Annotated in this window: 12 protein-coding genes; 10 read left to right on the top strand and 2 right to left on the bottom strand. The window is 48.6% G+C overall.

The genetic code is table 11. From position 1 onward, the window contains the following. Positions 1–326: 326 nt before the first annotated feature. Both MARGE09_RS04010 and MARGE09_RS04015 read right to left on the bottom strand, forming a co-directional pair. Entirely contained in the window at positions 327–2006 is a 1680-nt protein-coding gene (locus MARGE09_RS04010; protein ID WP_236986069.1) for a Kazal-type serine protease inhibitor family protein, read from the bottom strand. Between the two features lie 177 nt (positions 2007–2183). Next, positions 2184–2660, bottom strand: coding sequence for a GNAT family N-acetyltransferase (locus tag MARGE09_RS04015; protein ID WP_236986070.1), 477 nt, complete (start codon positions 2658–2660; stop codon positions 2184–2186). Between the two features lie 321 nt (positions 2661–2981). On the opposite strand from MARGE09_RS04015, the gene MARGE09_RS04020 reads away from it, so the two are divergent. The 10 genes from MARGE09_RS04020 to sufB all read left to right on the top strand — a co-directional run bounded on the left by MARGE09_RS04020 (position 2982) and on the right by sufB (position 13579). Next, a complete protein-coding gene (locus tag MARGE09_RS04020; protein WP_236986071.1) occupies positions 2982–4832 on the top strand; it encodes a LodA/GoxA family CTQ-dependent oxidase in 1851 nt (616 codons plus the stop codon). A 6-nt stretch (positions 4833–4838) separates the two neighbouring features. Next, on the top strand, positions 4839–6020 hold the full coding sequence (locus tag MARGE09_RS04025; RefSeq protein WP_236986072.1) for an NAD(P)/FAD-dependent oxidoreductase: 1182 nt from the start codon (positions 4839–4841) through the stop codon (positions 6018–6020). A gap of 65 nt (positions 6021–6085) precedes the next feature. After that, positions 6086–6532 (top strand): glutaredoxin family protein, encoded by a 447-nt coding sequence (locus MARGE09_RS04030; protein ID WP_236986073.1) that lies wholly within the window; start codon positions 6086–6088, stop codon positions 6530–6532. Positions 6533–6982: 450 nt separating this feature from the next. After that, positions 6983–7480 (top strand): hypothetical protein, encoded by a 498-nt coding sequence (locus MARGE09_RS04035; protein WP_236986074.1) that lies wholly within the window; start codon positions 6983–6985, stop codon positions 7478–7480. Positions 7481–7700: 220 nt separating this feature from the next. After that, positions 7701–8531: a class I SAM-dependent methyltransferase gene (locus MARGE09_RS04040; RefSeq protein WP_236986075.1), complete on the top strand. Its 831-nt coding sequence runs from the start codon at positions 7701–7703 to the stop codon at positions 8529–8531. A 233-nt stretch (positions 8532–8764) separates the two neighbouring features. Continuing rightward, complete coding sequence (locus tag MARGE09_RS04045; RefSeq protein ID WP_236986076.1) at positions 8765–9178, top strand: GFA family protein; 414 nt, start codon at positions 8765–8767, stop codon at positions 9176–9178. A 279-nt stretch (positions 9179–9457) separates the two neighbouring features. Next, a complete protein-coding gene (gene trmJ, locus MARGE09_RS04050; protein ID WP_236986077.1) occupies positions 9458–10297 on the top strand; it encodes a tRNA (cytosine(32)/uridine(32)-2'-O)-methyltransferase TrmJ in 840 nt (279 codons plus the stop codon). 68 nt (positions 10298–10365) lie between these two features. Beyond that, positions 10366–10845: a Fe-S cluster assembly transcriptional regulator IscR gene (iscR, locus tag MARGE09_RS04055; protein ID WP_236986078.1), complete on the top strand. Its 480-nt coding sequence runs from the start codon at positions 10366–10368 to the stop codon at positions 10843–10845. A 106-nt stretch (positions 10846–10951) separates the two neighbouring features. Then, positions 10952–12121, top strand: a complete 1170-nt coding sequence (locus MARGE09_RS04060; protein WP_255711840.1) for an IscS subfamily cysteine desulfurase — start codon at positions 10952–10954, stop codon at positions 12119–12121. An 18-nt stretch (positions 12122–12139) separates the two neighbouring features. Further along, a complete protein-coding gene (gene sufB / locus MARGE09_RS04065) occupies positions 12140–13579 on the top strand; it encodes a Fe-S cluster assembly protein SufB (RefSeq protein ID WP_236986079.1) in 1440 nt (479 codons plus the stop codon). Positions 13580–13637: the final 58 nt, after the last annotated feature.

The following is a 13637-nucleotide window of genomic DNA, read 5'->3' on the forward strand; positions in this document are numbered from 1 at the left end:
AGCGCGGTAACGCTTTTCAAAACTTATGAGGCAGGACGCCGAATAGAGTCCCCATGGATGGGTTCACGACGCTTTTGAGAAAGCTTTGCCGTGCTGGCCGAGATCTCGCTGCTATGCTTCGTTGTTCAGTTTAAATGGGAGTGTTCGCTGGGGTTCCAGCACTTTTTCTTTAGGGGCCTAGTTTTAGATGGATGTTAATTTTGTCGCGAATCACTGAATATGGATTGTAATATCCAGTTATGTCCCATAACAATTAATAGCAATGGATACCAATAAAAAACGGGGCCAAATTAGCCCCGTTTTCTTGTGCTAGCTTAAGGATTTAATTAAAAGCTGTAGCTGCCAACACCGCGCAAACTAATTTCGCCGCTATCGGCTTGATACAATGCTTTGTACGCTGCCTGTAATGGCAGTAAATCAAAGCTGTATTCCTGCTCGAAATACGCTTGGCAGGCATCGTTTACGGTTTTGCTAAAGTAATTGTTGGCTTGCACTGGGAAGCTTTCTAAAAACGCGGTATCAACCGTAAAGTTAATGGCTTGGACATCGCAGCCCGAGTAAGCTACCTTAGCCGTTAACACATCGTCTTTTATGGTTGCGCTAATTAGGGTAATGCTTTGTAGGGCTTTGTCATCGTTTACGTCTAGGCGCACTGGTGTGTCCTCAAAGCTAAGCCTGCCTTCTAGCGAATAAGTATCACAGCTATCGGCAAAGCTAAATGCTGCAAATTGCGCCGCGGCTTCGCAGCTATTGCCAAAAGTTTTGTATTCATAGGTAGGGCAGGGCTCGGTTACGCAGGCTACAGATGGGTTGTGTTTTTTCGCGCACACGGGGTCGAATAAGGCAATGCAAGCCACGGGTAGTGATTCGACTGGTGCGCCTTCAAGCTTGCCGCACTCTCCCTCAAACAATACTGTCTCATTGCTACTTTCAGCTTCGCATTGATTACCGTAGGTTTTGTGCAGTGGCGGGCAAGGGGCGGTTAGACATTGCACGGCTTGGGTCCCGCACACCGGCGCATATTCTTTGGTGCAAAAACCGGGCGTTGGGTTTTCAATGGGTAATGTAATACTGTTTAGCCCGCGAATAGTTACGCTGGAACCATCTTCGGCCACATCTACTTGAAGCGGGTATTCATCATGGCTGGGTGTGTGAACATGCAGCGTGCCCATATCGCAGTCATAAAAACCCGACTCTTCTTTCGTGCCATCACTGTAGGTAACTGAATTTGGCGCAGTGTTAAAGTTAAGGTAATAGTTTTCTAATGGGCTGGTCGCTTCGTTTTGCAGCACATAGTGGTTACCTGCAACTTTGCGGCAATCATCAAAATTATCTGGCAATTGGCCGTAAGTATTTTCATAGATTTTTTCACCAGTGCCGAGAGGGTCAAAGGTAAATTGATATAGGCGGGCGTCGATATCGAGTACGTGCTCAATCTCGGGGCCATGATCCAGGGTCACAATTACCTGATCGTTTCGGCAATAGTAGTTGCCGCTGATGCCGAAATCAGATTGCATCAAGCGTACTTGACCCTCCTCGAAGGTGAAGCGCCAATGCATTTGGCTGGTGCCCTCTGGCGTAGCACCGCCTTCGCCAAGGGTTGTTGTTAAAAATGTAGCGCCATCAAGGCCTTTACAGGTACTGTAATCCCAATACTCAATCGCTTCGCAGCTCTCAAGGCCGGGGACGTCAACAATTTCAGCATTAAGGCCGCGTACGCCGCAGTAGTCGCTGGTGCGAAATTCAATGGCGCAAGCCATAGTGTCGTCGCACTCTGGGGTGATCATATAGCACGCAGGAGCCCCTGGTGGTGGCATATCTGAATCGCAAATATGTACGCTCGAGCTACTGGAAGATTGCTCAACGCTAGAACTCGATTGTTGAACGCTAGAGCTTGATGACGAGTGTGGGTCCACGTCGATAGTGATAGTCGCGCCATCGCAACCGGCAAGCAGTGCCAGTGCAAGGCTGCTTATGGCCATGTTAGCTGTCTTTTTCATATTCATAGTTTTACCCCCAAGGTAAGTGATGCTCGCATCTTAGTACTTTAAGGGCAGGTAAATTGTTAAAAACTGTAACGGTGTGATCTGAAAGGCATGAGTCGTTGTTATATTGTTACCATTCGTGAAAGTGAGGTGAAATATTTAAGTCTTTTATGCAGTCGGTCGCGAGACTCCTTTGACCTAATTTTCTTCAGTTAGCTCCAGCTTATACCGATTAACTTCGCCATGCTCTGCATCTTTCCCTAAGTCTTGCCAGCCATGTTTTCTATAAAAGCCAATGGCGCGTTCGTTGCCAGGGGCGGCGCGTAGGGTAGCGGTTTGAGTGCCTTGTTTGCGTAATGTGTTTATCGTGTATGCGTGCATTTGGCGGCTGTAATCTTGGCCTCGGTATTTTGGGCGTAAATAGAATAAATTAATATGACTTAACGGTTGCCCGTAGTTAAACTCTAGCTGACCAATTATCTTTTGGTTTAACCAAATATGAATTGCCCCGAGTGGGTAGTTCTTAATGTGGGATTCTAGCCAAGCATAGTATTTTTCTGCATTCCAATAGTTCTTCCAAACATTGGAGTTTGGAAAGCTGCAGATGAAAGCGTCCTCTCTAAATTGTGCACAGATTTTACGGCTTTTGATGTGAATAGTTTTGAATGTCAGCATCCTGCGCTCCAATAGTATTTGGCTGCGCCTGAGAGTAACCGTATTTTGGCTGACAGTATCCATGAGTACTTCATTGTATTTCTCCTGCTGTGTATGAGTGACTACACCGTTACTGTACAAAGTGAATATCCGGTTTATGTTACCAAATGCAGATTTTGCTTGCCGGTTGTATGGTAGGCACCCTTTGGGGTAGGAGGTGTAATAACTGGCTCGATATATCCACGTTTTGTCTTGTAAAACCCTATCTGTCTAAAAAACGCTTGTGTATAACAGTTGTCACTTTATGGATCTTAATTTTCATCACTAATAAGAGATAGCGTAATGACAACCATTCATTTAGACGACCGTATTGTCAGTGCCAAAATTCATCCCGCTATTGGCATTGCTCGCGTGGGGAATTCCACTAAAAACGATGGCTTTTATATTGGCCCGCAGGTAGTTAACCCAAAGCCAGAAGCGCCCGGTTTTTATCGCGATAGCTGTGGTGCGCTAAAGCGTGAAGTGGCGGAGTTTCGTATTTACGGTTACGACGCGCAAGGTAAAGTTGTGCGCGAACTTACAATGGATGATGCCAGCATTGAATGGCAGGTGGAGTTAGCAAACCATAAGGCCGCTTGGTATAACTTTGAGCTAGCACTGGATATTCCTGAAGCGGCCACCGCACCGGCCACGACTCTGCGCAATGCCAATATAAAAGATCGAGCGTCTTTATCGATTACGCCGGGGTTGCGCAGTGTTAATCAACCTTCGGCCGAAGGCACGGCTTATCACTTTAATGGTGGCGAATTCTGCGGCATTGAGGTGCCGTTAGGCGAGTTGCGTACCGATACCCAAGGCCGCTTGCGGGTATTTGGCGGCTTGGGCAAATCGGCATCCCTAGGGGGCTGCCCGCCTACTACTTTTGCGAATAACGATAATTGGTACGACGATACCAGCGATGGCCCCGTACGTGCTACTTTAAAAATTGGCGAGCGCGAAATAGACGTGGCACCTGCTTGGGTGGTGGTTGCGCCGCCTAATTACGGCCCCCAGCAAAAATCGGTGCGCACCATGTACGCGCTAATGACGGACTTGGCCATTCGGGCGGGGCAGCTGCCAGTGCCCACGAAGCCCTCTTTTCAGCGCGATATATTCCCCATACTTAAAGCGATGAGCGACCTGCAATGGATGAATGCCGGTTTTTCGGCGGGCTTTGGTTTCGGGGCGCCCAATGATTTTTTGAACATTGAATACCTCGAAAAATTGGCCACACCCGGCGATACCTATGCAGAGTTGCGCCGTGTTACCGCCAATGCGTTTCGCAACCCGGCTGATGGCGATGTTTCTATGAAGCTTTGGCCCTGGGTTTACGGCGATGCCATGGATATTCCCATGCCGCCGACGCCGCGCGCAATGACGGCGCTAACCGAAACACAGCTCGCCCTTTTAGGCTATTGGGCTGATGGCCATTTTGTGGCTGATTTCGATCCCAATTTTAAATCGCCAAGCAAGCTGGCCGATGTCCATGTTTGTGAGCAGCCCGCTATGCTAGATCGCGCCGCGCTAGAGTTTTGTTTGGCCGATGCCTTCCACCCCGGTTGCGAAATGACTTGGCCGGTGCGCCACGCTAGCATGTATAGCGAGCCATACCGGTGGCGCCATCGTGAAAAAACTAACCCCGAGCCACACTTTGGCAGTACACTAACTCCTCAGGATGCACTGTCGTATAACGGCCCATTATGGGCGCAATCGCCAGGTTCCATTACCCGCTGGATGGCCATCCCCTGGCAAACTGATACCGCTAGCTGCCGCTCCGGTTACGACCGTGCATACGACCCATACTTACCCACCTTCTGGCCTGCGCGGGTGCCGAACCAAGTGCTTAGCGAGCAGGATTACAACACCGTGATGAACGAAAGCCTGCCGCGTGAAAAACGCCTTGCAGCGTTTAATAACCGCCAAGATTGGGACCGCACACTCGGCGCCGGTTATATGAATCAAATTGCCAACATGATCGATGGCTTCCCTGATATGGGGATTGTAGAGGTGCGTAAAGGCATTGATGACGACCCCGATTTCCCTCGTGTTATGCAAGTGGAAGACCGTGGTGGCGAAGCCATGACGCACGCTGAGCGGCTAGAAACCGATAGCGAAATGCGTGATGTGGCCGGCTGTAGTATCAGCCAGAAGTAGCTGAAGATGGCAAAATCTTTAAAGTGGGATGTCATCATCGTGGGTGCGGGGCCGGCGGGGCTCGCGCTTGCGCGCAATCTATTGCTTCAACAGCCTATGTGGCGGGTATTAATTATTGAGCAGCAATTGGCACCGCCCAACGCACCGCGCATTGGCGAATCACTGCCAGGGGCTGCCCGCATATTGCTGGAAAAGCTCGATTTATGGCAGGCGTTTAATAGGGGTAATCATCAGCTACGTGGCGCCGCCGTAGCCACTTGGGATAGCGCAATGCCCATCTGGCAAGATGGCCTGCGCGACCCGCAGGGCCCTGGCTGGCATATAGACCGGCGGGCCTTCGAGCGCATGCTGTTGGACGGCGTGCGCGAGCTTGGTGCTGACTTTGCTTGGGGGCAGCCGTTGCACAGCGCCGTATCGAGCGAGTCGCTATGGCAGGTAAAATGTTTTGATCAAAACAACGAGCGGCACAGTTACTGTGCACCAATATTGGTGGATGCCACTGGTCGCGGTGCTCATGTGGCGCGCAAGCTGGGTATGACAAAAAGCAAAGACGACACACTGCTTTGCGCGCACGCTTTTTTACCTAGCCCAGCAACTGATGATGACGCCATTATGCGTATAGCTGCAGACGAGCAAGGCTGGTGGTACACCGTAAAAACACCGCTTAATTTACGCGTGCTGGCTTACCATCTCGATGCAAAAAGCCCTATGCGCAAGGCTTTGCAAACCGGCGGCCAGCTGTATGCCATGGCAATGGCACAGCCGTTGTTGGCCACTGTTTTTAAAAAATATTACGCGTACCCCAATAGCCAAGAAGCAAAAGCAACGTTGTTTTATCGCCCTGCCGGTACATCGTTAATGGACATTAACGCACTAAAAGCTTCCGTGCCCGGCTTTTTGGCCGTAGGCGATGCGCTAATGACATTCGACCCGATATCCTCGCAAGGGTTATTCCATGCTTTAGCCACGGCGGAATCGGCAGTAAGCGTGCTGGCGGCCCCCGATGTTCAAGCTTGCCAAAACGCGCGTAACCAATATTGCGCAGAAATGCAGGCGGTAAGCCAGCGTTACCTATCGCATTTGCAGGCGACCTACCAAGGCCCTAAGCGTTTTGCCCACAACACCTTTTGGCGTAATCGGCAGGCAAGTTTGCCGTGTGAACGGGCGGCTGTTCTAGCTTCTTATTAATGCTGCTATCTTTAAGTGGTTCGTTATAAACTGGCTGGCTTATCGACAAGCTTAAGGGAGTTATTATGTTAAAACTATTATGTTGCGCTGCGTTGTTGTGTGCAGCCACTTGTGCTTGCGCCGATATTTATCAATGGACCGATGCCAACGGCAAAGTACACTACACCGATCGCCCCGACGATACGGCAGTAGCCAAGGCCGGCGGCACGGTTAAAAAAGTCGAAACCAGAATAAATACCTTTGAATCTGCCGAGGCTGGCGTTGGTGGTGCTGATAAGCCTGTAACTAAACAAGTAGAAATGTACGCGACGACTTGGTGTGGCTACTGTAAAAAAGCACGCCGTTATATGGCCAAGCATGGCATCGCTTATGTGGAATACGACATAGAAGCCGACCCCGCCGCCAATGCGCGCCACAAAGCGCTAGGGGGAAGGGGCGTGCCGTTGATTTTAGTGGATGGGCGAAAAATGAATGGTTTTAGTGAAAAGGGGTTTGAGCGAATTTATAACTAATGTTTTGAGGTTGGCTGTGATAAAAGTGCCCGGAGGATACAAAGATAAAAATTATGGCGGAGGGAAATATTTGGTTGAACATTAAGGCAGTGGAGCGTTATTTCAGCACCCGTTCATGCGACAGAGTTTAAGGCCTCTACAGGCTTGGGATATCAGTACGGAGGTATTGTTGGGCAGGAGTTGTCTGTCGGGGGTGATTAGTTTGGACGCAGGGTATGGTGAGGATTTTGATGAAGAGCAGAATCGATCGTTTGTGGGTTTAAGTGCAGGGTTTAGATACTAGCGCTAATGGTTACGCTGGGTGTAATTAATTGAAACTTATGGTGCTAACCCTATTTATGAGGGGGCATTCTAAATTCCTTCCATTGTGCTGCTGGTGAACGTTAGAGTTTAAATACTGCGATGAAGTTAATAATTATACATGGGGCACCCGCTAGCGGGAAATTAACCTTGGCTAAGGCGTTGGCCGCCCGGCTTGGGTTTTCGGTTATGCATAACCACCTGACCGTTGATTTAGCTATGGTTGCTTATTCTGGGTTTGGCGGCGGAGATTTTTTTGAATTTGTCGATGAGCTCAGAGTGAAGTGCATCACCAAGGCTTGTGAAAATAATGTTGAAGGTTTGGTTGTAACCCTTTGCTACGATATTGAGCATGATAATGCGGTAATTAAAAATTGGGTTGAACTGGTTGAATGTTATGGCGGCAGTGTTCTTCCGGTTTATCTTGATGTTTCTTTAACAGCATTGGAGAATCGAGTCGGTAATAAATCGCGTATGGGGACGCATAAAATACAGTCCAAAGAACTGCTAAATGAGTGTCTTGGCAGCAATAAATTTGGTCCGATTCCGTGCCCAGCAACGATTAGTATCGATACGTCGTTAATGACTGTAAGTGAAAGTGTTGAGGCAATACACGCAAGCGTTTCTGCATTTTTTGGCCAGACATAGCATCATTGTTATTCATATTAGATGTTTACCATGGCGGTGCCTACCGAGCCTTGGCTCACGGTCAAGTGTCAGCTATTTATAATCGATAGTGCCATTACTGCCGCATAGCCTCTACCTTGAGGGGAAACTATTCGAGTTAATCATTGTCGTACCGGCGCATGTAAATGATCATTCCCGACGCCCTCCACTCAATCACACAACCTATTACTACAGGAAAGCTATGAAAAATACTGCCGCTATACTCGCCTTATCGCTCTGCAGCATGGGCGCATTTGCTGATGAACAAGCCTTACAAAAAGTGATTGATAGTGATCACCGTACACCTGCTTATGTCGAACGTGATCAGTATCGTAACCCGCTTAAAACCCTTTCGCTTTTCGATATACAGCCACAGCACACCGTGATGGAAGTTTGGCCGAGTGGAGGCTGGTATACAGAAATTCTGGCGCCCTACCTTAAAAAGGAGGGCAAGTTAATTGCAGCTCATTACGACACCAGTGATACCCAAGCCAATTACCGTCCAGGCTCGCGACAGCGCTTTGATAAAAAAATGGCTGCCAGCGGTAAGCACTACGGCAAGGTAGACACTCAATCATTAATGATTGATGAAAAAAGTAAGAAGGTAGTGAAGTCGCCGGCCGCTAAAAACTCGGTTGATCGCATCGTTACCTTCCGCAGTACACACGGTTGGTTTGCGCGCGGCATTACCGATGTGATGATGGCCGAGTTCTTTTCGTTGCTCAAACCCGGCGGTAAGCTTGGGCTAGTGCAGCATCAGGCGGCTAACAATCAAGATTGGTCTTCAACCAACATCGGTTATGTTGGTCGCCAAGCTGTTATCGATGCCGCCCTTAAAGCGGGTTTTACGTTAGAGGCTGAAGGCTATTTTAATAATAACCCCAAAGATACGCGGCATTACGACAATGGCGTTTGGCAGCTTCCACCAACTTTACGTGGTTCTGACAGTGATGCAGAAAAAGCTGTGTATAACGATATCGGCGAAAGTCACCGCATGACCTTGGTATTTATTAAACCTAGAAACCGTAGTTGATCGTCAAAAAAATACGTAGCCACCTTATTGCTGGTGAATCATTTTTATCGCGCGCGAGTTACGCCAAGGGATGTGTAGACTTTGATGGTTCAACTGCGGTTTCTAGGTTAAACCCAACTAGCGAATCGAAATGGGTTATTGCTGGTTGTCGTAATCCTAGGGGTAACTGATATTGGGCGTGCGAAATGATTTGCGCAATAGGGTGAATTATTAATTGATGTGAGGCATTGAATATGACCCTAAATGTGGGCGAAGTTGATGGTGTTGCTGTATTGCCTGTACACAAAGCAACTTGCCATTGTGGTGCGATTGAAATGAAGCTCGATTTACCAGAAGGGTTAATTGACGTGCGCCGGTGCGATTGCTCTATGTGTCGAAGAAGAGGGGCAATAGTTGCCTCTGTTCCTTTAACGGGTATTCATATTGTTAAGGGGGCGCAGCATTTAACGCTTTATCAGTTTAATACTAATACGGCTAAGCATTACTTCTGTAACAAATGCGGTATTTATACCCATCATCAACGCAGGTCAAACCCCACTCAGTACGGTTTTAATATTGCCTGCTTAGAAGGGATAAATCCCTTAAAAATACAGTGCATACCGACTTATGATGGCATTAACCATCCCGCCGATCGCAGCGAAGCTTAGTGTCTTGCTTTTATATCTTTGGTTTATGGTTGCTAATAAATAGTATGCAACCAATTTAGTAGCCTCTTCGTTGCCGATCAGTGAGCGCCTCGATTTGGTGCGCGCGGCAGCCACAAAATCTCCCGCATGCTTTAGCTTGTAAACACACAACTGATCAAAGACCACACAGCTTGGGCGTCTTCTGGTAGAATCGCGCCCCTTTTTCAGGGCTGTGTTGTGGCTTTAGGCGCCGTTTGGGTGGCTGCAGCGCGGTAGTGACTTTTTATTGGGGTACTGACTATGAGCTCGGTTGAGCCAGATCGCATTCGTCCAGAGTTTGACCGCATCCGCATGGTGCTGGTTAATACATCGCATCCGGGTAATATCGGCGCGGCGGCTCGAGCCATTAAAAACATGGGGTTGTCGCGCTTAGTGCTGGTTGCACCTAAGGATTTTCCTGCAGACCAAGCGCAATGGCGTGCAGCGGGCGCGTTAGATGTGCTTGAAAAAGCCGTTGTGGTTGAAACCCTTGATGAAGCCATAGCCGATTGCCGCTTAGTAGTGGGCACTAGTGCGCGCGGGCGTCGCATCCCGTGGCCTTTGGTTAGCCCGCGTGAGTGTGGCGATAAAGTTTATAGTGAAGCCAAAAATAGCGAGCACGAAGTGGCGATTCTTTTTGGCCGCGAAGACCGTGGACTAACCAACGAAGAACTTCACAAATGCCAATACCATGTACATATTCCGGCTAACCCAGGCTACAGCTCGTTGAATATAGCGGCGGCGCTACAAGTTATTGTGTACGAAATTCGCATGAGTGCCCTCGCGGCGGAAGCTGGCCAGCCTATCTCTTTCGATGAGTGGGATATGCCGCCGGCGGCGCAACAGGATATAGAGCACTACTTTGAGCACCTGCAAAAAACGCTCGAAACCTTAGGCTTTTTGGAAGTGGGCAACCCGCGCCAAACGCTAACGCGCCTACGCCGCTTGTACGGTCGCGTTCGCCCAGACCAAATGGAGCTAAACATTTTACGTGGCGTGCTTACAGCAACGCAAAACTACGTTTACCACAGCAATAACAAAATTGCCGATTTAGAGCGTGAGATAGAAGCGTTAAAAGCTGCAAGTAAGCCAGCGGGCTAGCTGTTACAATACTTGACTGAATTACTAGGTTATTCGATAATTCGCCCCTGAAAACAGAGGCGATAACTATGCGTTTAACGACAAAAGGCCGATATGCCGTAACAGCCATGCTAGATTTGGCCTTGTTTAGCACCAATGGCCCGGTGAGTTTGGCGGATATTTCTGGGCGACAAGATATTTCTTTGTCTTACTTGGAGCAGCTATTTTCCAAGTTGCGCCAGAACGATTTAGTCAAAAGTGTGCGCGGCCCAGGTGGCGGTTACCGCTTAAAGCACCCATTAGAGAATATTTTTGTAGCGCAAATTATAGATGCGGTGAATGAATCCGTTGATGCCACCAATTGCGCGGGTAAAGGTAATTGTAAACAAGGCGAAGTCTGCTTAACCCACTATTTGTGGGATGACCTTAGCCAGCAAATTCATCAGTTTCTTAGCCGTATTAGCCTAGCGGATTTAGTCGCAAAACGGCAAAAGGCGGAACAGTGCGGCGAGTCTAAAACTGAAGACTCGGCATCTGAATTAGAGCAAATGATCAGCATTCCTTCGTAGTAGCTGGGCTTACAAAAGGCCGCTATACAGACTGATACAACGCTTCTCAGGTGCGAGGCTGTAAAACCGCACAATACGAAGTCGATTAACAGCGTTGTGAAACACAGTGAAACCAAAAACACCGATATACCTCGATTATGCTGCCACGACTCCTGTTGATGCGGATGTGGCCAAGGCAATGGCAAGTTGTTTAACCAAAGAGGGCAACTTTGCCAACCCAGCATCGCGCGCGCACTTTTTTGGTTGGCAAGCCGAAGCGGCAGTGGAAAAGGCGCGAGGGCAGTTAGCTAGCCTGCTGAATGCCGACCCGCGCAGCTTGGTGTGGACTAGTGGTGCCACAGAGTCGAACAATTTAGCGCTAAAAGGTTTAGCGTTTGCACAGCAGGGTATTGAAGGCCGAGGCAAGCACATTATTACTTCGGCCATCGAGCACAAAGCGGTATTAGACCCGTGTGCCTATTTAGAAAAAAACGGCTTTGAGGTGACGTATTTAGCGCCGCAAAAAAGCGGCGTTGTCACCCTAGCTCAAGTAAAAGAAGCCATGCGTGAAGACACCATCGTGGTGGCTTTGATGCACGTAAATAACGAGCTAGGGGCGATAAATCCCATTGCCGATATTGCGGCTTACTGCCGTTCGCGCAACGTGTTTTTGCATGTGGATGCGGCGCAAAGCGTTGGTAAATTGCCGGTGGATGTAAAAGCGTTGGGTGCTCACACACTATCGCTATCGGCGCATAAGTTTTATGGCCCCAAAGGCATGGGCGCGCTTTATGTGCAGCGCGACCCGCAAGTAGATTTAAGTGCGCAAATTCACGGCGGTGGTCATCAGCGTGGGATGCGCTCTGGCACTTTGGCAACTCATCAAATAGTGGGTTTAGGCTTGGCAGCTGAAATAGCGCAAAAGCAATTGTTCCAAGACATGGCGCATGCCAAGCAATTGCGCACAGCACTTTTAGCGGGGTTGGAAGCATTAACCGAAGTGACCCGCAATGGCGACGACGCCAGCGCGATCGATGCCATTGTGAACCTTAGCTTTGCCGGCGTGGATGGCGAAACATTATTAACCGCTTTGCGCGATTTAGCTGTTTCGACAGGTTCGGCGTGCACATCGGCTAGCGTTGAGCCTTCGTATGTATTAAGTGCGTTGGGGGTGTCGCCAACATTGGCACATGCATCATTGCGCTTTAGTTTTGGCCGCTATACCACGGTGGCAGACGTTGAATATGCAGCGCAAAAAATTGTGGCGACAGTAACTACACTGCGCGCCAGACGATAAATATTAGGTACCTTTATTATGTCGCAAGAACAAATCGACGATGCCATCAGCAAAGAGTACGCCGCCGGGTTTGTCTCGAACATCGAGTCCGATACGCTAGCAGCAGGCTTGACCGAAGATGTGATTCGCTTCATTTCGGCTAAAAAGAACGAACCCGAATGGATGCTTGAGTGGCGTTTAAAGGCCTATAACGTCTGGTTAGAAATGGACGAGCCCGAGTGGGCACACGTCGATTACCCTAACATTGATTTTAACGAGATATCCTATTATTCGGCACCTAAAAGCATGGCCGATGGCCCGAAAAGCCTCGACGAGGTGGACCCAGATCTTATCGATACTTACAACAAGTTAGGCATTCCGTTACACGAACAGCAAATGCTGGCTGGCGTTGCTGTAGATGCTGTATTTGATTCGGTATCGGTTGCCACCACGTTTCGCGAAAACCTCAAAGAAGCAGGTGTAATTTTTTGTCCTATTTCAGAGGCTGTGCACGAATACCCCGAGCTTATTAAAAAGTATTTGGGTACCGTTGTTCCCGTTAAAGATAACTTCTATTCGGCGCTTAATTGTGCGGTTTTTAGTGATGGCTCGTTTGTTTATATTCCCAAGGGCGTTAAATGCCCCATGGAGTTATCGACCTACTTCCGTATTAACGAAGCTAAAACAGGGCAGTTCGAGCGCACTTTAATTATTGCCGACGAAGGCAGCGAAGTAAGCTACCTAGAGGGTTGTACTGCGCCAATGCGCGATGAAAACCAGCTGCACGCAGCGGTGGTTGAATTGGTATGTTTGGATAACGCCAAAATTAAATATTCCACTGTACAAAACTGGTACCCCGGCGATGCCGAGGGCAAAGGCGGCATTTATAACTTTGTTACAAAGCGTGGAATTGCGCATACCAATGCACGTATTTCGTGGACGCAAGTGGAAACGGGTTCTGCAGTAACCTGGAAATACCCAAGCTGTATATTAAAAGGCGATAACAGTGTGGGCGAATTTTATTCGGTAGCGCTGACTAATAATTATCAGCAGGCTGATACCGGCACCAAAATGATTCACCTCGGTAAAAACACGCGCTCGACCATTATTAGTAAAGGTATTTCTGCTGGTAAAAGCTCCAACGCCTACCGCGGCTTGGTGCGTTTTAATGCCGGCGCTGATGGCGCGCGTAACTTTACCCAATGCGACTCCCTATTAATTGGTAGCGAATGTGCAGCGCACACCTTCCCGTATATCGAAAGTAAAAACCCTAATGCCGTGGTCGAGCACGAAGCAACAACCTCAAAGGTGAGCGAAGACCAGTTGTATTTGTGTAAGCAGCGGGGGATTGATGCCGAAAAAGCTGTTTCGATGATTGTGAACGGTTTTTGTAAAGAAGTATTTAAAGAGCTACCCATGGAATTTGCTGTGGAAGCCGGTAAGTTATTGGAAGTTAGCCTCGAAGGTTCAGTCGGTTAATTGTTAATTTTATGTTGCTGGGCTTTGTGCGCAGCATTTGGCGATTGAAGCATTAATC

The organism is Marinagarivorans cellulosilyticus, assembly GCF_021655555.1.
GTDB lineage: Bacteria > Pseudomonadota > Gammaproteobacteria > Pseudomonadales > Cellvibrionaceae > Marinagarivorans > Marinagarivorans cellulosilyticus.